The sequence below is a fragment of the Wolbachia endosymbiont of Aedes aegypti genome, assembly GCF_021496215.1.
Lineage (GTDB): Bacteria > Pseudomonadota > Alphaproteobacteria > Rickettsiales > Anaplasmataceae > Wolbachia > Wolbachia pipientis.
Genome location: NZ_CP090902.1, coordinates 136,040 through 155,447 on the forward strand (window position 1 = coordinate 136,040; position 19,408 = coordinate 155,447).

General features: G+C 35.4%; 19 protein-coding genes and 1 tRNA gene. 3 read left to right on the plus strand and 17 right to left on the minus strand.

Annotated elements, in window-relative coordinates; all coding sequences use genetic code 11:
• Positions 1-90 precede the first annotated feature (90 nt).
• The 6 genes from L0Z58_RS00715 to L0Z58_RS00740 all read right to left on the minus strand — a co-directional run bounded on the left by L0Z58_RS00715 (position 91) and on the right by L0Z58_RS00740 (position 4,522).
• Positions 91-510, minus strand: coding sequence for a YqaA family protein (locus L0Z58_RS00715; RefSeq protein ID WP_010962395.1), 420 nt, complete (start codon positions 508-510; stop codon positions 91-93).
• A gap of 6 nt (positions 511-516) precedes the next feature.
• A complete protein-coding gene (gene cysS, locus L0Z58_RS00720) occupies positions 517-1,890 on the minus strand; it encodes a cysteine--tRNA ligase (RefSeq protein ID WP_010082300.1) in 1,374 nt (457 codons plus the stop codon).
• Positions 1,883-2,539, minus strand: coding sequence for an exopolysaccharide biosynthesis protein (locus tag L0Z58_RS00725; protein ID WP_010962396.1), 657 nt, complete (start codon positions 2,537-2,539; stop codon positions 1,883-1,885). The genes cysS and L0Z58_RS00725 overlap by 8 nt, the downstream gene beginning before the upstream one ends.
• A gap of 90 nt (positions 2,540-2,629) precedes the next feature.
• A complete protein-coding gene (locus tag L0Z58_RS00730) occupies positions 2,630-3,286 on the minus strand; it encodes an exopolysaccharide biosynthesis protein (protein WP_010962397.1) in 657 nt (218 codons plus the stop codon).
• Positions 3,287-3,452: 166 nt separating this feature from the next.
• Positions 3,453-3,620, minus strand: a complete 168-nt coding sequence (gene tatA, locus L0Z58_RS00735; RefSeq protein ID WP_006013840.1) for a twin-arginine translocase TatA — start codon at positions 3,618-3,620, stop codon at positions 3,453-3,455.
• Between the two features lie 128 nt (positions 3,621-3,748).
• Positions 3,749-4,522, minus strand: a complete 774-nt coding sequence (locus tag L0Z58_RS00740) for an ABC transporter ATP-binding protein (RefSeq protein WP_006280146.1) — start codon at positions 4,520-4,522, stop codon at positions 3,749-3,751.
• A 147-nt stretch (positions 4,523-4,669) separates the two neighbouring features.
• On the opposite strand from L0Z58_RS00740, the gene L0Z58_RS00745 reads away from it, so the two are divergent.
• A tRNA-Arg gene (locus L0Z58_RS00745) sits at positions 4,670-4,746 on the plus strand.
• A gap of 101 nt (positions 4,747-4,847) precedes the next feature.
• On the opposite strand, the gene uvrC is transcribed toward L0Z58_RS00745, so the two are convergent.
• From uvrC to def, 11 genes are all read right to left on the minus strand, one after another.
• Positions 4,848-6,665, minus strand: coding sequence for an excinuclease ABC subunit UvrC (gene uvrC / locus L0Z58_RS00750; protein ID WP_010962398.1), 1,818 nt, complete (start codon positions 6,663-6,665; stop codon positions 4,848-4,850).
• Positions 6,649-8,766: a glycine--tRNA ligase subunit beta gene (gene glyS, locus L0Z58_RS00755; protein WP_010962399.1), complete on the minus strand. Its 2,118-nt coding sequence runs from the start codon at positions 8,764-8,766 to the stop codon at positions 6,649-6,651. The genes uvrC and glyS overlap by 17 nt, the downstream gene beginning before the upstream one ends.
• A gap of 3 nt (positions 8,767-8,769) precedes the next feature.
• Complete coding sequence (locus tag L0Z58_RS00760) at positions 8,770-9,609, minus strand: glycine--tRNA ligase subunit alpha (protein WP_010082308.1); 840 nt, start codon at positions 9,607-9,609, stop codon at positions 8,770-8,772.
• 44 nt (positions 9,610-9,653) lie between these two features.
• A complete protein-coding gene (locus L0Z58_RS00765) occupies positions 9,654-10,412 on the minus strand; it encodes a hypothetical protein (protein WP_022626214.1) in 759 nt (252 codons plus the stop codon).
• A 146-nt stretch (positions 10,413-10,558) separates the two neighbouring features.
• Entirely contained in the window at positions 10,559-11,554 is a 996-nt protein-coding gene (hemB, locus tag L0Z58_RS00770; protein WP_010962401.1) for a porphobilinogen synthase, read from the minus strand.
• Positions 11,547-12,572, minus strand: coding sequence for an NADH-quinone oxidoreductase subunit NuoH (gene nuoH / locus L0Z58_RS00775; RefSeq protein WP_010962402.1), 1,026 nt, complete (start codon positions 12,570-12,572; stop codon positions 11,547-11,549). Before nuoH ends, hemB begins: the two co-directional genes overlap by 8 nt.
• Entirely contained in the window at positions 12,556-14,604 is a 2,049-nt protein-coding gene (gene nuoG / locus L0Z58_RS00780) for an NADH-quinone oxidoreductase subunit NuoG (RefSeq protein ID WP_010962403.1), read from the minus strand. Before nuoG ends, nuoH begins: the two co-directional genes overlap by 17 nt.
• A 5-nt stretch (positions 14,605-14,609) precedes the next feature.
• Positions 14,610-14,822: a hypothetical protein gene (locus L0Z58_RS00785; protein ID WP_006279675.1), complete on the minus strand. Its 213-nt coding sequence runs from the start codon at positions 14,820-14,822 to the stop codon at positions 14,610-14,612.
• Positions 14,823-14,888: 66 nt separating this feature from the next.
• Positions 14,889-15,095, minus strand: a complete 207-nt coding sequence (locus L0Z58_RS00790) for a hypothetical protein (RefSeq protein WP_007548280.1) — start codon at positions 15,093-15,095, stop codon at positions 14,889-14,891.
• Positions 15,096-15,756: 661 nt separating this feature from the next.
• Positions 15,757-16,578, minus strand: a complete 822-nt coding sequence (locus L0Z58_RS00795) for a uracil-DNA glycosylase (protein ID WP_010962404.1) — start codon at positions 16,576-16,578, stop codon at positions 15,757-15,759.
• The gene (def, locus tag L0Z58_RS00800; RefSeq protein ID WP_010962405.1) at positions 16,568-17,107 is read right to left on the minus strand and encodes a peptide deformylase; all 540 of its coding nucleotides are present in this window, start codon (positions 17,105-17,107) and stop codon (positions 16,568-16,570) included. The genes L0Z58_RS00795 and def overlap by 11 nt, the downstream gene beginning before the upstream one ends.
• 138 nt (positions 17,108-17,245) lie before the next feature.
• Between def and ftsA the strand changes: the two genes are divergently transcribed.
• Positions 17,246-18,484, plus strand: a complete 1,239-nt coding sequence (ftsA, locus tag L0Z58_RS00805) for a cell division protein FtsA (protein WP_010962406.1) — start codon at positions 17,246-17,248, stop codon at positions 18,482-18,484.
• A 132-nt stretch (positions 18,485-18,616) separates the two neighbouring features.
• The gene (map, locus tag L0Z58_RS00810; protein ID WP_010962407.1) at positions 18,617-19,399 is read left to right on the plus strand and encodes a type I methionyl aminopeptidase; all 783 of its coding nucleotides are present in this window, start codon (positions 18,617-18,619) and stop codon (positions 19,397-19,399) included.
• Positions 19,400-19,408 lie beyond the last annotated feature (9 nt).

Genomic DNA, 19,408 nt, shown 5'->3' on the forward strand with positions numbered 1-19,408 from the left:
TACTGAAATTTTGCATTTAATTTATAGCTCCGCTTCTATCAGGGCATAGGATGACAGAAGTGGGCTTTAATGGCTGTAGTACTATAGCTGTTATACTCCAAAAGTAAGTATTAGATATAACAAATAGAAGAAATTAGATAGAATGATTAAAGGGGCAAGGGTATAAAGGTTTAACTTAAAATAACCTGATAAAATTTGAATCACACTTCCAAGTGCTGGCACCCATGAAAGTAATGTAACTGCACAAATCAGTAGATTTTTTACGATTTTTGGTGTTTTATGCTCGTTCTCTAGTTTGCGGTATGATTTTCGTATAGAGATTGTTATTCTACCTAAATACCAGTTAACTATTCCACCAAGGCTTGATCCTAGTACTCCAAAAAATAACATCAGTAGTGGAGTGTGATACGACCTGAAATAAAGCATGGTATTGAACACAAAACCTTGATGTATGGGTAAGACTAATGATGATACTAGACTATCTGTGAATAACAGAAAGTAATTTTCCATATGAGTTTACCAGGTTGTTGTACCATCTTCATTGTCAGAAATTGTAATCCCCATTTGTTTCAACTGATCCCTTATTTTGTCTGCAGTATCGTAATTTTTATTTTTTTTTGCAATTTTTCTTAAGTCTATCAACCTTTCTATTTCTTGATGATTTACATCCACAGCAAACCACTTTTCATAACTTGACTCAAGAAGACCAATAAATCTGGCACTCTTAACAAAACTCTCAGTTAATTTTAGCTTTTCACTTTCATTACTCATTTTGTTAATTTTTGCAGCCATTTCATGTAATATAGCTAGAGCTTCAGGAATGTTTAAGTCGTTTTTTAAAGCGTCTATAAAATCTTTAGAAATCTCTGCGTTACTTTCATCAATATTTATTGTATCTAAACCACGTGATAGCCGATAAAATTTATTTAAGGTTTCCTGTGCGTCAGAAATAACGTTTTCTGTCCAATCAAGTGGTTTTCTGTAGTGAGTTTTGAGCAGTGCATAGCGTATTACTTCACCCTTTATTCCACTATCTAGCAAATCTCTTACTTTGACTATATTAAATAAGGACTTGCTCATTTTCTCTTCATTTACTGTAAGAAAACCGTTATGTATCCAGTATTTTGCAAACATTGATCCAGCAAATGCAGACTTACTCTGTGCAATTTCATTTTCATGGTGAGGAAATTGTAAATCTATGCCGCCACCATGAATATCAAAATCTTTGCCAAGGTAAGCATATGACATTGCTGAGCATTCTATATGCCATCCAGGTCTGCCCTCTCCCCATGGGCTATTCCAATAACTTGAAAGTTTGTAGTCAATATCATTTGCAGGCTTCCACAGCACAAAATCTCCCGGGTGCTTTTTATTTTCATTAACTTCAACTCTGCTACCTGGAACCAATTCATCAGTTTTTTTTCCTGATAAAGCACCATATTCATGGTAAGATTCTATATTAAAATACACATGTTTGTCAGATTCATAAGCGTGGCCTGATTGCAGCAAATGTTCAATTAATTTTATAATATAATCTACGTTTTTCGTTGCTTTTGGCTCGTGTGTTGGCTCTGCACAATTTATGCTTCTCATATCTTCATGAAAAGCCTTGGTGTAATATGTGCTGATACTTTCTATGTTGCTATTTTTTTCACTTGCTGCATTAATTATCTTATCATCAATGTCGGTTATGTTACGCACATAGGTAACTTTGCCATAACAAAACTTAAGTAGCTGAAATAACACATCATACACAACAACAGACCGTGCATTGCCTATATGTGCTGTGTCATATACTGTTGGTCCGCAAACATACATTTTCACATGATCTTTATCGATAGGTGTAAAAAGCTCCTTTTTTTTTGTTAAGGTGTTGTAAAGCCTAACCATATACGAAGCTTTTGAGAAAAGAAAATGCCCCAATGATAAGTTGTGGCCCTTTGACTACTACAACAAGAGTAAGCAATAGCCCACACAATGATATTAAAACTCCCAATATGGATAGAAACCCATCTTTACTCATAATGCCAAGCGAAATAAGAGTCGTACCAATTGCAGGAATGAAGTTAGTAAGAGGCAATGGAAGAGCTATCGATAATGCAGAAAGCAACATTACAAAAGCTAAAATCTTTTCACCGGGCCCATAGAAAATAAAAGACATTCTTGGTTTCATGAACTTTTCTATTTTTTTTAATGCTGGAGAAGTTTTCTCTACCACAAAAGCTAGTGTTGAACGCTGAAAAGACCTTCTTTCCAACCAATGCGGCATCCAAGGAGAATCAAATCCAAATAGAAGCTGCAGTGAGAATAAGATTAAAGGTATAGAAAGAATAGTTGTATAACCAGGTGGAACCGGTATAGGCACCGATAGCGGCAAGGAGAAGATGATTATTAAAATACCAAAACCACGCTCATGCAAAGCTGTTTTAATGTCAAACAAAGTTACTTTATCGCTATCATTGTTATTGGTATCTGCAACTTCTTTTAGAATATCAGAAGCTAATTTATCACTTTTAGTCAACTTATCATTTTTTGACACGAAAAACCTTTGATAAAAATAATTCTTAACACAATTATTGTTTTATTTCAATATGCATTATTCATTTTGCGCTAGTAATTCGTTCTTTTGTTAAAGTGTTGTAAAGCTTTTAAGAAGAGAAAGTGCTCCGGTTATAAGTTGTGGTCCTTTGACTATTACAACAAGAGTAAGCAACAACGCGCACAATGATACTAAAACTCCCAATATGGATAGAAACCCGTCTTTACTCATAATGCTAAGTGAAATAAGAGTTGTGCCAATTGCAGGAAGGAAGTGAGTAAAAGGTAATGGAAGAGCTATTATTATTGCACAAAGCAACATCATAAAAGCCAGAATCTTCTCACCAGGCCCATAGAAAATGAAAGACAGTCTTGGCTTCATGAATTTTTCTATTTTTTCTAATACAGGGGAAGTTTTCTCTACCACAAGAGCTAGTGTTGAACGCTGAAAAGATCTTCTTTCTAGCCAACTGGGCATCCAAGGAGAATCAAATCCAAATAGAAGCTGCAGTGAGAATAAGATTAAAGGTATAGAAAGAATAGTTGTATAACCAGGTGGAACCGGTATAGGCACCGATAGCGGTAAGGAGAAGATGATTATTAAAATACCAAAACCGCGCTCATGCAAAGCTGTTTTAATGTCAAACAAAGTTACTTTATTGCTATCATTGTTATTGGTATCTGCAACCTCTTTTAGAATATCAGAAGCTAGTTTTTTATCTTTAGTTAGTTTCTCACTTTTTTGCACAATTATCCTTTAATAAAATATTCCTCTTAAGCTAACATAGTTGTTGCTGTATTTCAATATTTGTTATTTATTTCATACCAACACTTCATCTCTTTCATTCTTTAACCTGACTAAGTTTTTAAACAGATGACATGCACTAAGGTGCATGTCACGAAGTATGAGGACGCTAACGATCTGGTTCATTAGACGATAATTTTTCTGAGTCCTTAAGCTCCTGTTTAAGGTTTTTGATGCCTTTTCCTAAATCACCCATAACTTGCGGTAATCTGCCTGCACCAAACAGAACTAAAATTATTATTAAGACTAGAAACAATTGCCATGGTCCTAAACTCATTTTCACCTCCATTTAAAATATTGACCTTTAAATATTAAAACTTGACTGAAGTCAAGTAACACATAGATTATATCACCTTTATTTAATTATAAATCAAGGTTTTTTAATTATTTTATAACAATCCCAAACTAGATTATTTTCTTGCAGCGAATAAGTGGAAACTTTTCGCTTAACTGTAGAGTAGAAGAGAGCTCACTAAAAAACTTTGCTAGCGTATCATCTTTAGGCTTATGGTATATATCGCTAGAAACTCCTGATTGAATAATTTTACCATTTTTCATTACGTAGATAAAATCTGCAACTTTCAATGCTTCTTGCGGGTCATGAGTTACCATTAGCACAGGGATATTTTTACTTCTAAAAAGGGACAATATATGTTGTCTTATTCGGCACTTGAGCAGTATATCTAAATTAGAAAATGGTTCATCTAACAACACAACATCAGGGTTTTGTGCCATCACTCTTGCTATTGCAACTAATTGTTGCTGTCCTCCAGATAAGGCGTTAGGGTACATATTTTCATATTTTTCTATATTGAGTAACTTCAAGATTTCCAATGCAATTAGGTGCTTTTCTCTCTTGGAAGAGCTGCGGATAGCAAAGGTTATATTTTCTACTACTGTTTTATGAGGAAATAATGCAGAATGCTGAAAAATCAATCCGATATTTCTATGCTCTATAGCGACTGATGCCTTATTACTTGCAACTAACCTATCATTTATAAAAATAGTTCCAGATTTTGGATTTTCTATCCCCGCAATTAATTTCAAAATTGTTGACTTGCCACAGCCAGAATGCCCCAATAAACATGCAACATTTCCTTTCTTTACTTTAATGTTTATATTGCTTAAAGCAAAGTCGTTTTGATTGTTATAGAAATAACCAATATTGTTAACTAGCATTAATCTTACTTAAACCATGTTATTAAATATAATAGCATTATACTCAAGAAGTACAGAAATGTTTTTTGTCGTCATAAATTGGTTATGCAAGAAATCTAGAAAAGAAAGGATTTTTTGCTATAACTTTACATGAATGGTAGGAAATACGGGACTATAGCTCAGCAGGATAGAGCGTTGGACTCCTAATCTGAAGGTCGTGCGTTCGAATCGCACTAGTCCCACCACATTGCTTCACAAATTTTATGGAGATTTTTTTTCACAAATACGCACACCTTTTTTTGCGGTTTTAAGATATAAATTCCCTAATAATAAAACGGGTTTTGTGTCATTCCAGTACTCCTCTCTTATAATTCACGTATTTAAGAATGACTTCTGCTAAACCTTTACTAATTCCAGGTACGTTTTGAATTTCAGCCAGAGAAGCTCTGCTTATATTTTTCACTGAACCAAAATAAGACATCAACGCTTTTTTTCTTTTGTTGCCAATGCCGGGTATTTTGCTTAATTGTGAAACTATAAACTGTTTATCGCGTTTTTTTCTATGTGAAGTTATCGCAAAACGGTGGGCTTCATTACGCAGCGATTGTAAGTAAAGCATGACTTTGCTGTCATTTGCCAGACTGAATTCTTCCCTGCCCAGCATATAAAATCTTTCATTTCCTGCGTTACGATCAGGACCTTTTGCCATACAAGCAAAAGGAACGTTTATATTCAATACTTCCAGTACATTCTGTACTATGGAAACATGTCCTGGTCCACCATCAATCAGTAAAAAATCAGGTATTATGCCTTTTATATTGCCGGAGAAACGTCTGGTTAGCACTTCCCTCATCATTTTATAGTCATCGCCTGAAAATTTTTCCTTTATAGTAAATTTTCTGTACTCACTCTTTAAAAAACCCTCCTGCCCTGCAACAATCATCACACCAATTTGCTGGCTTCCAGAAATATGGCTATTATCATAAACCTCGATACGCTTTGGAATGTTTGGTAACAAGAAGATTTTGCTAAGCTCCTCAAGCTTTTCTAGGTTATTTCTATAATCGATAAGCTTCTGCTCTAAGCTATGCTGAGAGTTATCATAAACAAATTTCAATAAATCACGCTCTTTTTTATTCTTTGCATGCAGAACTTTTACTGGCTTTTGAGCAACCTTATATAGTGCTTGTTCTATAATTTCCTTATCCACAATAGAATCTGGAACGTAAATTTGTATTGGAGGTATGTTAGCTGAATTATAAAAATTGACCAAAAAGGTGGATAAAATTTCATCATTTGAGTGATCACCACAGTTCTCGGCAAAGTAAGGAGTGCTGCCGTAGTTGTCTTTATTTCTAAACGATAACACACTAATACATGCTAGATCCTCTTCACGTACAATACTGAAGAAATCTGCATCTTTTTCAAAAGAAAAATCCGTGTGCTGTATTTGAATTTGCTCAAGAAACTTTACCCGATCTCTATATATAGCAGCAAGCTCATAGTTTTCTTCACTGCTGCACTTTCTCATTGTGAAAAGTAACTGTTCTTTCACTTCCTTATTTCTTCCAAGCAATGTATTTCGTGCCTGTTTTACTGATTGGCAGTAGTCGTCTTTTGTGATTTTGTTTATGCATGGTGCTGAGCAGCGCTTAATTTGATATTCAATACATGGTCTTTTTGTTGAGGAAAAGTATTGATCTGAACATACTCTTAGGAGAAAAGCTTTTTGCAATGACAATATAGTTTGCTTAACAGCAGCGGCAGATGTAAAGGGACCATAATAATGAAACTCATTTTTCTTAAATTTGCCTCTATATTTTGCTATTCTTGGATAATCGTGCTTGGAAATTGTTATATAAGGATAAAATTTTCCATCCTTGAGCACAATATTATAAAGTGGTTTCAATGATTTTATTAGCTGTGCTTCAAGAAGCAGTGCTTCGATTTCATTCTCAGTGATGAATATTTCAACCTTAATAACCTGTAAGAGCATAACTCTAATTCGTTCAGAAAGGTTTTCGAATTGAAGGTAGTCGGATAACCTTGACTTTAAGTTTTTTGCTTTTCCAACATATAAAACTTTATTCTTATCTCCAACCATCTTATACACGCCACAGGATTGTGGAGATGATTTGATTTGTTCTTTATATTGCCTGAGCATTTATCCATTGTTTAACCTGTATGAGGTTAAAATCTGCTACTAAATGAAAGATGGAAACTACATTTTCAAGCAAAGATAATCTGTTTCTTCTCAGCTTATCAGAATCACAGTTAATCTTTATACTGTCCATAAACTTATTGATAAACGGAGCAAAACTAGCAAGTTCATCAAGTGCTACATTAAAGTGGTTATTTTTTATCGCTTGTTTTATGTTTTTACAAGCAGTTATAGCACAATTTGATAGCGCAATTTCTTCACTTTCAATCAAAAACCTCTTACCGTAAGATGCACTATAAGTAGTGCCATCACTTTTCCTTGCTTTGCTCATCATGTTACTGACTCTTTTGTAAGTGCTTAGAATTTGTTCACCTTCTGGAGTACTAAGATAACGATCCAATATAACAGTTCGCTTTTCTGCTGTCAGCAGATCATTAATATCGATTTTATATAGTATTGAATCTACAACATCTTGCCTTATATCTCTATTTTTTAAAATAACCTTGAATCTTTCTAAGCAAAATCTAAATACTAGTTCTGAAATTTGTTTTCTATTCGGCTTATCAACTGACGCTGTATTTTTATTAAATAGAAGCCTTGAATATAAAGATACTGACTTGTCTATCATTAGCCTAATTGGAACATGCAAATTATTTTCAAGTATTGTCCTAATTATACCAATTGTCATTCTCCGCAAACCAAATTGATCATACGAACCAGAGATTTTCTCACCTGCTGCAATTAAACCAACTAAGCTATCCACTTTGTCTGCAATTGACACAGCAATTGCAGAAGGAGATTTAGGACACTCCTGCTCTGGCCCGATTGGCTTATAATGCTCAGTTATAGCTTCCACTACTTCTTTATCTTCTTGAAAATAAGAAGCATAATATCCACCCATTACTCCTTGTAATTCTGGAAACTCTCTGACTATCGATGTTGCCAAATCAGCTTTTGCCAAATATGCAGCACATTCAACTTTTATCAGCGAAGCATGTGGAATAAATATAGCTATATACTTTGACAGAGCCGTAATACGCTTCACCTTTTCCCCCACGCTGCCAAGTGAAGCATGAAATAATATCGAACCTAATTTTTTGACATAATAATCTAGATTTTCCTTTTTATCTTGAGATATTAAAAATTGGGCATCAGCAAGACGTGCTTCTAATATTCTTTCGTGCCCTTTAACAACTTCACCATTGTTGACGTTGACAACAGTGACAAAGTGTGAAATTCTCTTTCCATTACTTAAAGCAAGGTATTTTTGTTGTGTATTAACTATACTAAGTATTACTTCCTTCGGTAATCCAAATGACTTTTCTTGATTCACTTCACCAAACAGTACGATTGGCCACTCTATAAGCCCTGTCAATTCATTTAGTAAATAATCATTTTTCTCAAGTTGTAAATTCTGCTCTTTTGTGAATTTATTAATCTGATCTAGTATAAATTGCTTTCTTTTGTCCATTTGGAGAATTACACTGTTTTTTTCTAGCAATTCAAAATAGTCTTTAGGTGCTTTAACAGTTAACGCTGTACCACTTGAGAGAAATCGATGGCCATATGTTGTGTTAGATGCTGTGATCCCTGCAAAAGACACAGGTATTATTTCGTCATTTAAAATGCATAAAATGTTTTTGATTGGCCTAACCCACCTTTCTTTTCCTTCGCCCCATCTCATGCTCTTCAACCAAGAAAAGTTTTTGAGCATTTCCTCCAGTTGATTTTTGAGGAATTCTCTGATGTTAAATGAGCAGCTTTCTCTTTTAATGAAGTAAAAATCCTCATTATTTACTTTTCGAACGAGCAAATCTTCTTCATTTTTCTGATATTTTCTTAAAAAACCTTCGATAGCACTTTTTGGTGCGTTAATGTTTGGTCCCTTAACTTCGTTATTGGAATCCTTTAGCTCCAAAGCATTTATGTTGTCGACAAATAGGGTAATGCGACGTGCCGTTATAAAAACCTCCATTGATGTAAATTTTACATTATTTTTGTTAAAAACATTGGCAATACAGCTTTTAACTTGAGTTGCAACTACATTCTGCATTCTCGGTGGTATTTCTTCTGAAAGGCACTCAAATAATAACTGCAACGACATACGCTATTTACTCATGTACAATTCACAACATTTTTTTGTTAGCTCTCTAACTTTACCAATATAAGCTGTACGTTCATTCACACCAAGCACACCTCTTGCATCAAGCAGATTAAGTAGGTGACTAGTTTTAATACATTGGTCATAGGCTGCCATTGGTAGCTCCTTTTCAATAAGGAACTTACACAATTTTTCCGTATCTTCGAATTGCTGCTGTACCACTTTAGTATCATAATAATCTAACGCTAGATAAGAAAATTCATATTCTCTTTGTTTAAAAATATCTCCGTAAGTTACACCGTTATCGTTCCAAATTATATCATAAACATTATCTACACCTTGTATGCACATTGCTAAACGTTCCAACCCATATGCCACCTCACCAGGAATCATCTTGCAGTCAATCCCTCCAACTTGCTGTATATAAGTAAGCTGTGTTACTTCCATTCCATTGCATGTAACTTCCCATCCAAGTCCTGATGCACCAACGCTCGGATTTTCCCAATCATCTTCAACAAACTTAATATCATATTTTTCTGTAGATATGCCAAGAACTTTTAAGCTATCTAAATAGACGTCTTGTAAATTATTACCAGATGGCTTTATTATAACTTGATATTGGTGATGTTGATACAAACGATTAGGATTATCACTATAGCGTCCATCTGCTGGCCTAATTACTGGTTGTAGATATGCAATTTTTGCCGGTTTTGTATCAATTGCAGACATAATTGTTGCAGGATGTAATGTGCCAGCACCAACTTCAGATGTGTATGGGTGAAGTATAACACATCCTTCACTAGCCCAAAAATCTTGTAACTCTTTTATTATACTTTGTAAGTTCACACAAATTGTACACTTTTTATACTAAATATATAAATAAATAAGTACTATTCAATACCTATTTTTTTAACAGTATCATGTAAATAATCACCTAAAACTGCTGAACTTTCCCTCACATACTGAATTATGCTTTTATTTAGGACAATTGCATCATGCATAGTTAAATCGCAGAATATAAATGCTGTTAAATACAGTAAAATCACCGCATAAAATGTGTGAAAAATCCCCTCAAATGTAATTGACATTGCATTATTATAGCTGAGCTGTATTGAACTTATTGGCCATGGTTTTATCACTTCTACGACATTAAAAAATACGTAAGGTATCATAAGAAAAAAGAAAAAGTGCATAAAATCATTAAACCAAAATGGGCATTGAAACATCTGCTTACATATATTCCCATAGAGTTTACTTACAGCATAATAAATCGACATCATTGCCGGCATTGAAAGTGCTACAGTCAGTACTTGCCCTGACGCTATTTGTATTACTATTTTTTCACCACTGTTTGCTGAAGGGTCTTGAGCATGAAAAATAAATATTCCAATTAATTGCATTACTAACATAACTATTGCCAATTTTGTAAAAACAGCAGCTACAACTATTCCTGAGTCTGGCATTTTATATAGTAAGTATTCGCCTCCATATGTAAGAATTAATATAACATCGACAATAAATAATATTAAAAAAGAAGACCAATAGTTCTGCCAACTTGGTAAATATCCTATTCCTAAAAGAGAGCTTACTGTTTTAGCAGGAAAAACCTTGCCTAGCATCTTTCCCAAAAATTTAAAAAAAATCCCCATGTTCTAAGTAACACTTGGTTTATATTATTTATAATACTGTATTGTAACGGACTTATCAACAACTTAAAATATGTATTGGAAAACTTTAAGTAATATGCAGCAACAGTAGAAGAACGTGCGCCAAAGATTTAATAATTTTATAGGGCTTATGCACTTAAATTTTTTGCAATATCAAGTGCAGCGTAAGTGAATATTGCACTTGCACCCGCACGTTTGAAACCAATCAAAGATTCATAAATCACCTTGTCATAATCTAGCCAGCCATTATTTGCAGCAGCTTTTATCATTGCGTACTCACCGCTTACTTGGTAAGCAAAAATCGGAAAATTAAACTTATCACTTGCTGTTTTGATAATATCTAAATATGGCATACCTGGTTTAATCATAATAAAATCTGCACCTTCATTTATATCCATTTCAATTTCGCACATTGCTTCGTGCGCATTTTTATAATCCATTTGATAACCACTTTTGTCTATAGAATGTGATAGCCCACATGAACCAACGACTTGCCTGAATGGAGCATAGAAGCTAGAGCAGTATTTCACTGCATAAGATAATATTAATACGTCTTGAAAGTTGTTATCATCTAATGATTTTCTGATTCTTCCTACTCTACCATCCATCATATCAGAAGGAGCAACTATATCACATCCTGCCTTCGCTAAAGCAAGTGCTTGCTTACACAGTACTGATATAGTTTCATCGTTTTCTACATCCATCTGATTATCTTTTAAAATGCCGTCATGGCCATGAATAGTGTATGGATCCAGTGCAACGTCTGCAATAATACCAATTTCAGGTACCTTTAATTTTACAGCACAAATTGCTCTGCAGATTAAGTTGTCAGAATTATATGCTTCTTCAGCGTTTTCAGATTTTAGTTTACTATCAACTACAGGAAAAATTGCAACAGCATTAATTCCTAAATCTTTAGCTTCCTTAACTATAGACACTAATCCATCTATTGAATAACATTTTACGCCTGGTAAGCCAGAAATTGGTTCAGTTGTTTCTTCTCTGTCATGAACAAACAGAGGAAGAACCAGATCATTTACTGATAAACTATTTTCACTTGTTAAATTGCGAACCCATTTGCTCGAGCGCCTGCGTCTTAATCTTGTATTTGGAAAATTAAACATTGGATCCAGGCAAGTTCCCAGTAAAGAGCAACACCCCTGAAATGAGTATCACCCAAAGCACCGATATTGGTAGAAATACTTTCCAACCAAGGCGCATTAGCTGATCATATCGATAACGAGGTATTGTTGCTCTAATCCAAATAAATATAAACAAAAGTATAACTATTTTCAAAACGAACCAAATTAAACCTGGAATTTTGTAAAGTAAACTGAACTCCAGCGGCGGATACCATCCTCCTAGAAAGAATATCGTCATCATAGCACTTGCTAGAATCATATTTGCATATTCTCCAAGAAAAAAGAGGGCAAAAGGCATGGATGAATATTCAACGTTATATCCAGAGACAAGCTCTGCTTCAGCTTCTGGTAAATCAAATGGGTGACGATTAGTTTCTGCAAGCAAAGAAATAAAAAATATTATTCCTATAGGCATTAGTAGCAAATCAACCCAAAATGGCATATTGTGTTTCGCTACCACCATCTCTCCAAGATTTAATGTTCCAGTGGTAATAACGACTGCAGCAACTATTAAGCCTATTGAAACTTCATATGAAATCATCTGAGCAGCCGACCGTATAGCGCCAAGGAATGCATAATTGGAGTTGCTTGACCAGCCTGCAATAATCACGCCGTATACTCCCAGCGACGATATAGCTAGCACGTAAAGCACTCCAACATTAATATTTGCTATAACCTTAGGAATAATTACTTGCTGGCCATTTTCTACAATTACTTCAGCACCAAACGGTATAACTGCCCAGGCAATTAATGCCAAGATAAAGGTAAGCATTGGAGCCATAATGAACAGTATGGTGCTCGCTCTAAATGGTATTATCGGCTCTTTAATCAGTAGCTTAATAGCATCTGCAAATGGCTGCAATAGCCCAAAAGGTCCAACTACACTCGGGCCGTGCCTTAGTTGAATTGCAGCAAGGACCTTACGCTCAAAGTATGTCAAATATGCAACTGAAAGTAGTAGCGGTACTAAAATAAATAAAATATTAACTAGTGTGTTCATAAAAAGCTTTAGTACAATCTGCCATTATTTTTGAAGCGCGACTTATTGAATCCGTCATATAAAAATTACACTCCTTTAAAGTAAAAGGTGTATCACTTAAATTTATTTTACCATTGCTAATTGGCACCCATGTGTTTTTTATCACTTGATCAGCATTTCTAAACTGTGGACCGATAGTATCTAATTTTTTTCTCACGTCAAATAAACTATCATATGGTAAGGAGAGATCCAAATATTGCGAGAGATTTTTAATAATTAACCAGTCCTCCTTTGCTTCACCTGGAGGAAATACAGCTAAATTTGTTCTTTGCACTCGACCTTCAGTGTTTACATAAGTTGCATATTTTTCTGTATATGCAGCACCAGGCAAGATAACATCTGCCACATGTGCACCCTTATCACCGTGATGACCTTGATAAATTACAAATGTGTTTTCTAACTTTGATGTGTCAATTTCATCTGCACCAAGAAGATAAACAACTTCTATTTTACCACTTTCTGCATGTTCCAATATTTGATTAATATCCCTTTCGCCTTTTTTAGGAACAAACCCAATATCTAGCCCACCAACTCTTGCTGCAGCTTTATGCAGCACATTAAAGCCATTCCAGTCATCTCTGACCATGTTAAATTCTTCTGCAATTTTGCCAGCTAGAATTAGAATTGATTCAGAATCGTCTCTTACTAATGCATCTTGACCGATAATCAGCATAGGGCTCTGAGCAGCACTCAGCAGCTTACAGAACTTATGATTTCCATTTGCTATTTCACTCAAAATATCAGGATTATCGCCCAATTTCTCAACATGATACAAATATTCAATGTTAGGACCAACACTTGCAACAGGAAAGTTGCCCTGTAAATATCTCTTTCTCAATCTTACGTTAATGATCGGTGCTTCTATCCTTGGGTTTGTATTTATAAGCAGACACAAATCCGCATTCTCTATACCTTCAATAGTGGTATTGAACACATACGATCCACGATTATTTGGTATAAGTTTTGCACCATCCTGCCTGCAATCTATATTTCCCGAGCCGAGCTTCTGCATCATTTCTTTAAGTAGAAGCATAGACTCACAATCTGCTAAATCACCTGCAATTGCAGCTATTTTATTTGATTTTGTATTCTTTAATTTCTTTGCAGCAACAGTTAATGCCTCATTCCAATCAACTGGGGCTAATTTACCATCTTTTTTTATATAAGGTCGATCAAGACGCTGAACTTTTAGTCCATCATAGGCAAAGCGGGTTTTATCTGATATCCATTCTTCATTTACCTCTTCGCTCAGCCTTGGTAATATCCTCATAACCTCCGGGCCACGATAATCAACTCTAATTGCGCTACCCACAGCATCTAGCACATCTATAGTCTCACAATGTGATAGCTCCCATGGACGCGCTGTAAAGGAGTAAGGCTTTGAAGTTAAAGCTCCTACCGGGCAGAGATCTATGATATTTCCGGATAATTCAGAACTAATATGCCTTTTTATGTAAGTGCTAATCTCTACATTTTCTCCCCTCCCGATTCCTCCAAGTTCATTTGTACCTGCAACATCAGACAAAAATCTAACACACCGAGTGCAATGAATGCATCGATTCATCGCGGTCTCAATCAGTGGTCCGAAGTGTTTTTTTGGCACAGCCCTCTTATGCTCATCAAGTCTGCTGGTTCCTTTCCCATAAGCCATCGTGATATCTTGCAAATCGCATTCACCACCCTGATCGCAAATTGGGCAATCAAGCGGGTGGTTAATTAGCAAAAACTCAAGCACACCTTCACGTGCTTTTTTAACCTTAGGGGTATCAGTGTGAATAACCATCCCTTCTGCAACTGGCATTGCACAAGAGGCTACTGGTTTTGGAGGTCCACCCTCCACTTCAACCAAACACATTCTGCAATTACCAGCAATTGCTAAACGCTCATGATAACAAAAACGTGGAATTTCAACGCCCACGACTTCACAAGCTTGAATTATAGTGAGCCCATGCTCTACTTCACATTCCTTAGAATTAATAGTAACTTTAACCACAACTATTATACAGCTTCCCACTTTATAGGATTGCCGCTTACCTCATCTTCAACCAGATTGCCGTTGTCATATTGAGCAGACATATAATTCATGCGCGAATCACGATCTATATATCTAACAGGTTTTACCGGTTTATCTTTATACATTTTTTGCTCAGCTTTCTTACGCTGAGTAGGGTTATTTTTACTAGCTGTCTTTGCTTTCCCACCTGCTGCCATATAAACTCCTAAAAACTTTTCATTCTATTTTAACACTTAAGTATATAGCGTCAATATTTAATAACTTTAAAATTTCAATAGATCTCTTATTATAATCATTTTACAATCATTGTTTAAATAAAAAGTTACCCCTTGATGCCATTCCAGCGCATGACGCACAGCTGTACGAACATTGCAATTTGCAGGCAATTTGCGTGGCAGATTCAAGTAGCTGACACTGGTTTCCATCCAAGACAGCAGTAGCCCTTTCGGTGTTATTTCAGTGCTTGACACTGAAATCCAGGATTTTGATTGGATACTGAGTTGGTAAGCATAAAAGTGTAGCTAACGCGAGCTCTACGTCATACCGCGATTTATTCGCGGTATCTCAAAGCATAGATCCCGCTGCGGGATGACGATTGTCGTTTAGCTATAAACATTAAGAAATTTACCAAACGAAAAAAAAGGCAAAAGAAGCCCTGGGGTTATTATCCGCTTTAAAATATTGGCGTTTTTTATGTTTTAAACGCTTGACAAGCAAGATTAAGCTGCTTTTAATTGCAACTAACTTACGCTGCAAATGTTTAAGAAATTTACTAAGCAGAAAAAAAGACAAAGAATCCCCGAGTTAGCTAGTCTTTTACTATCTCTGTCGAGTATTGGCATTTTTTGATGTCTTGTAACGCTTTATAAGCGCGTTCAGCTTATTTAGATAAAAATCTAGATGTAGATGAAGTTTTGTAAAGACATACAGTATCTATATACTGCAAAAAATTGAACATAAGACGCCGATACATTAAGTAATCCTTACCTTTTAATCTGCAGATTGGCGAAAGCAAATACAATAGCTTCAATTTTATGATAAGGGGGCTGGCGGAGTTTGTCAAGGAAGTTTTTTCGTTTCTAACGATTGTTAACATGCTGCAAAAAACTATGCAAGAGGTCTACCACTTTATTAGGTATTTGTGCAGTTATTGGTGTTATCAAGATACTCCCTAATCTTCTTCAAGTCCTCCCAGGCTAAACGTTTTTGTGCCGGTTGGCGAAGTAGGTAAGCTGGATGAAATATAGCGGCTGTGGTGATTGAATTGGACAAATATTGGTTAGTGTACGTATGAAATCTACCACGCAAATTCGATATAGTTTTTGTGCTGTCAAGAAGGCTATAACATGCGATTCCCCCGACCAAAATTAAAATTTGTGGTGAAGCTAGTGCAACGTGTTTTTCGACAAATGGTCTGCACATATCAAGCTCTAGGTCGGTTGGCTTTCTATTGCCAGGTGGACGCCAAAATACAGTATTGCTTATGTATACCTTAGTGCGATCAAGATTGATTGCATTTAACATTTTATCGAGCAACATTCCACTTGCACCACAAAATGGTATGCCTTGAAGGTCTTCATTTGCTCCTGGAGCTTCACCAACGAGCATAACTTTTGCGTTTGGATTACCATCGGAAAAGACAGTATTAGTTGCAGTTTTTTTTATCTCACAACCTTCAAATGATTCAACTGCACTTCTTAGTTCATCCACACTATTACATTTGCTTGCAAGTTTCCTTGCTTCGATTATCCAGTCACTTGGAAACATGTCTTTTCCATCTTTAGTGTCACCCCAGCGCGTATCTGCATCTTTCTTCTTGGTCCCAGTTTGGATAACAGAGGGTTGTACACTCTCTTTGCTCTCCAATTTTTTTTCCTCTTCACCCTCTGTTAGTGTGCAATCAACGCCCACTTCATGGTAAAATTTTAATAATTCTAGGTCTTTATTGCTCATAATGCTTTTTAACCTTTTGTGCTTTTTTCATGGCCATATCATACTTTAATTTAGATAAATGTCTAATATATAATATGCCGTTTAAGTGATCTAATTCATGCTGAATACACCTTGCAAGCCAACCACTAGCTTTTAGTGTTTGTTCTTCATTATCTAAGTCTTTATATTTTACAGTTAGATACTTTGGACGCTTAATTTCATGACTTTGCTCTGGAATTGAAAGGCATCCTTCCTTGAGAATTACTTGTTCATCGGATAATTCTGTAATCTCAGGATTAATCATGTAAAATTTGCCAGTTGAGCCATATCCTGCTGGCTCATTTTCAATCGTTTCTAGCTGAATATCCATAACAAAAATTCTCTTTAACACTCCAACTTGCACTGCAGCAAGGCCAAGACCTTCTGCATCATACATAGTTTCGAACATGTCGTTTACTAATTCTTTAATTTTATCGTTTATATCTGTTACTTCACTGGCACGTGTGATTAGTCTTTCATCAGGGGCAATTACAATTGGTAATATGGACATAAAAATTATAATTCTATGTTTTGCTTTTCCTTTTGTCCAGAATTTAGTGTATATTAAAATGTTGCTATATCTATAATAGAAATATAAATTATTAAAGGAAGCTACAATTTAAATGAAATTGCGTAATAAGGTTAACTAATGTACTCTGCAGTAATAGCAAAACCAAAGAGAAATGTTTTTGCTGTTTTAGACATAGGTACAACAAAGATTATTTGTCTAATCGTTAAGATAAATGGCAACTTCAGCTATAAAGTAACAGGAACGGGTTATAAGATTGCAGAAGGTGTAAACGGTGGATCAATAACTAATGTAAAACACGCAAATTACTCCATCTCATCAACTATAGGTTTAGCTGAACAAGTATCAGAAGAAACCATAGATCAGATATATGTGAACATTGCTGGATGTGGCATCTCATCTTTCAATGTACATAATGAAATTATTGCAGCTAACCATGAGATTTCTGAGCGTGATATAAGACGTGTAGTTTTTCAAACATTTGAGAAATATATTGAAGACAATGTTATCATTCACAATATACCACTAAAATATCACTTAGATGACATGACTGACATAAAAGAAGTTGGTGGATTGTACGGAAAAAGACTATCTGCTGATGTTAATGTTGTCACTGCTTCGCGTCCAGCGCTTACCAATATTGAAAACTGTATTACCAATAATGGTGGATTAAATATGGCAGGTTGTATTGCTTCTGCATATTCTGCAGGTCTTGCCTGTCTGAGTGGAGATGAAAAAGAGCTCGGGACTGCTATTGTTGATATAGGCGGTGGGTGCACTGCAATTGGAATTTTCAAAAGAGGGAAACTTGTGTATGCAAGCAGCGTTCCAATTGGTGGTGTTCATATCACTCGAGATATTGCTTACGGGCTATGCACAAGCATAGAACGTGCAGAGTATATAAAAATACTGTATGGCAGCACTATCGTAACTTCAATAGATGAGAATGAGTACATTACAATGCAAAACAACGAAAATGATGAACCTACTCAAGTATTCAAATCTGAGCTTATTAACATCATAAGACCAAGAGTTGAAGAAATACTTGAAATGGTAAGAGAGCAATTTCAAGAGCAGAAAGATCCAATTAATAAAGTAGTGATCACAGGTGGAACTAGTCAACTCACAAGCATGAAGGAAATTGCAGGCTATATATTCAATAAGCAAGTTCGAATTGGGTGCCCTGAGTCTTGTAGCGGTCTTGATGGCGAATATGATAAAAATCCTGTATTTTCTGCTGCTATAGGCTCTATAAAGCTAATAGTTGACACTTTTTATAAAAATAATTCTGGTATTTTAGGTCAGGATGGTAAAATGAGTAAATTGTATAATTGGGTTAAATCAAAAGTTACAGTCTAGATTTCTGTTTTACCACCTTTCATACAAATGACTTGACACTAGGATCCATAGGACTTATTTTTATAATATGTAAAATTATTATGTTTATGTGCTTGCGAGTAAACGTACCAATTACAATAAGACATGGAAAATATGAACATAACTATACACTCACAAGAAGATTTTGAATTTATGCGCAAGGCTGGCAGGCTTGCTGCTGAAACTCTTGATTTCATTGCACCGTACGTAAAGGTAGGGGTGACAACTAATGAATTAAATGATCTATGCCATGACTTTATAATTAATGCAGGTGCAATTCCAGCACCACTAAATTATAGGGGGTATCCAAAATCAATCTGCACCTCAAAAAATGCCGTTGTGTGCCATGGTGTTCCTGATGATACACCGCTTAAAGATGGGGATATTTTGAATATTGACGTTACGGTGATTTTAAATGGCTGGCATGGTGATACAAGTCGCATGTTTTGGGTTGGCAAGCCATCAATAAAAGCAAAACGTTTATGTGACGCTACTTATAATGCGTTGATGGAAGCAATCAAACAAGTTAAGCCCGGCAATAAGTTAAATGAAATAGGGCTTGCTATAGAGAAATATATTAGAGATTTTGGATATTCTATCGTACGCAGCTACTGCGGACATGGTATAGGAAAAGTCTTTCATGCTCCACCAAATGTAGCGCATTTCTATGATCAAGATGAAGATCTTGTCTTAAAGGAAGGTATGTTTTTTACAATAGAGCCAATGATTAATGCTGGAAAACATGAGACTCTGCTCAGTAAACTCGATGACTGGACAGTAACAACACGCGATCTTTCACTTTCTGCTCAATTTGAGCATACACTTGGAGTAACAAAGGATGGTGCTGAAATATTCACATTATCACCTAAGAATTGGCATTTCCCACCTTATAATTAGATTTTTTTA

Excerpts from the sequence above, each read along its gene's own strand:
- L0Z58_RS00715 (WP_010962395.1), bottom strand. The coding sequence starts at position 510 with ATGGAAAATTACTTTCTGTTATTCACAGATAGTCTAGTATCATCATTA.
- cysS (WP_010082300.1), bottom strand. The coding sequence starts at position 1,890 with ATGGTTAGGCTTTACAACACCTTAACAAAAAAAAAGGAGCTTTTTACA.
- tatA (WP_006013840.1), bottom strand. The coding sequence starts at position 3,620 with ATGAGTTTAGGACCATGGCAATTGTTTCTAGTCTTAATAATAATTTTA.
- L0Z58_RS00740 (WP_006280146.1), bottom strand. The coding sequence starts at position 4,522 with ATGCTAGTTAACAATATTGGTTATTTCTATAACAATCAAAACGACTTT.
- uvrC (WP_010962398.1), bottom strand. The coding sequence starts at position 6,665 with ATGCTCAGGCAATATAAAGAACAAATCAAATCATCTCCACAATCCTGT.
- glyS (WP_010962399.1), bottom strand. The coding sequence starts at position 8,766 with ATGTCGTTGCAGTTATTATTTGAGTGCCTTTCAGAAGAAATACCACCG.
- L0Z58_RS00765 (WP_022626214.1), bottom strand. The coding sequence starts at position 10,412 with ATGGGGATTTTTTTTAAATTTTTGGGAAAGATGCTAGGCAAGGTTTTT.
- hemB (WP_010962401.1), bottom strand. The coding sequence starts at position 11,554 with ATGTTTAATTTTCCAAATACAAGATTAAGACGCAGGCGCTCGAGCAAA.
- nuoH (WP_010962402.1), bottom strand. The coding sequence starts at position 12,572 with ATGAACACACTAGTTAATATTTTATTTATTTTAGTACCGCTACTACTT.
- L0Z58_RS00785 (WP_006279675.1), bottom strand. The coding sequence starts at position 14,822 with ATGGCAGCAGGTGGGAAAGCAAAGACAGCTAGTAAAAATAACCCTACT.
- L0Z58_RS00795 (WP_010962404.1), bottom strand. The coding sequence starts at position 16,578 with ATGAGCAATAAAGACCTAGAATTATTAAAATTTTACCATGAAGTGGGC.
- def (WP_010962405.1), bottom strand. The coding sequence starts at position 17,107 with ATGTCCATATTACCAATTGTAATTGCCCCTGATGAAAGACTAATCACA.
- ftsA (WP_010962406.1), top strand. The coding sequence starts at position 17,246 with ATGTACTCTGCAGTAATAGCAAAACCAAAGAGAAATGTTTTTGCTGTT.
- map (WP_010962407.1), top strand. The coding sequence starts at position 18,617 with ATGAACATAACTATACACTCACAAGAAGATTTTGAATTTATGCGCAAG.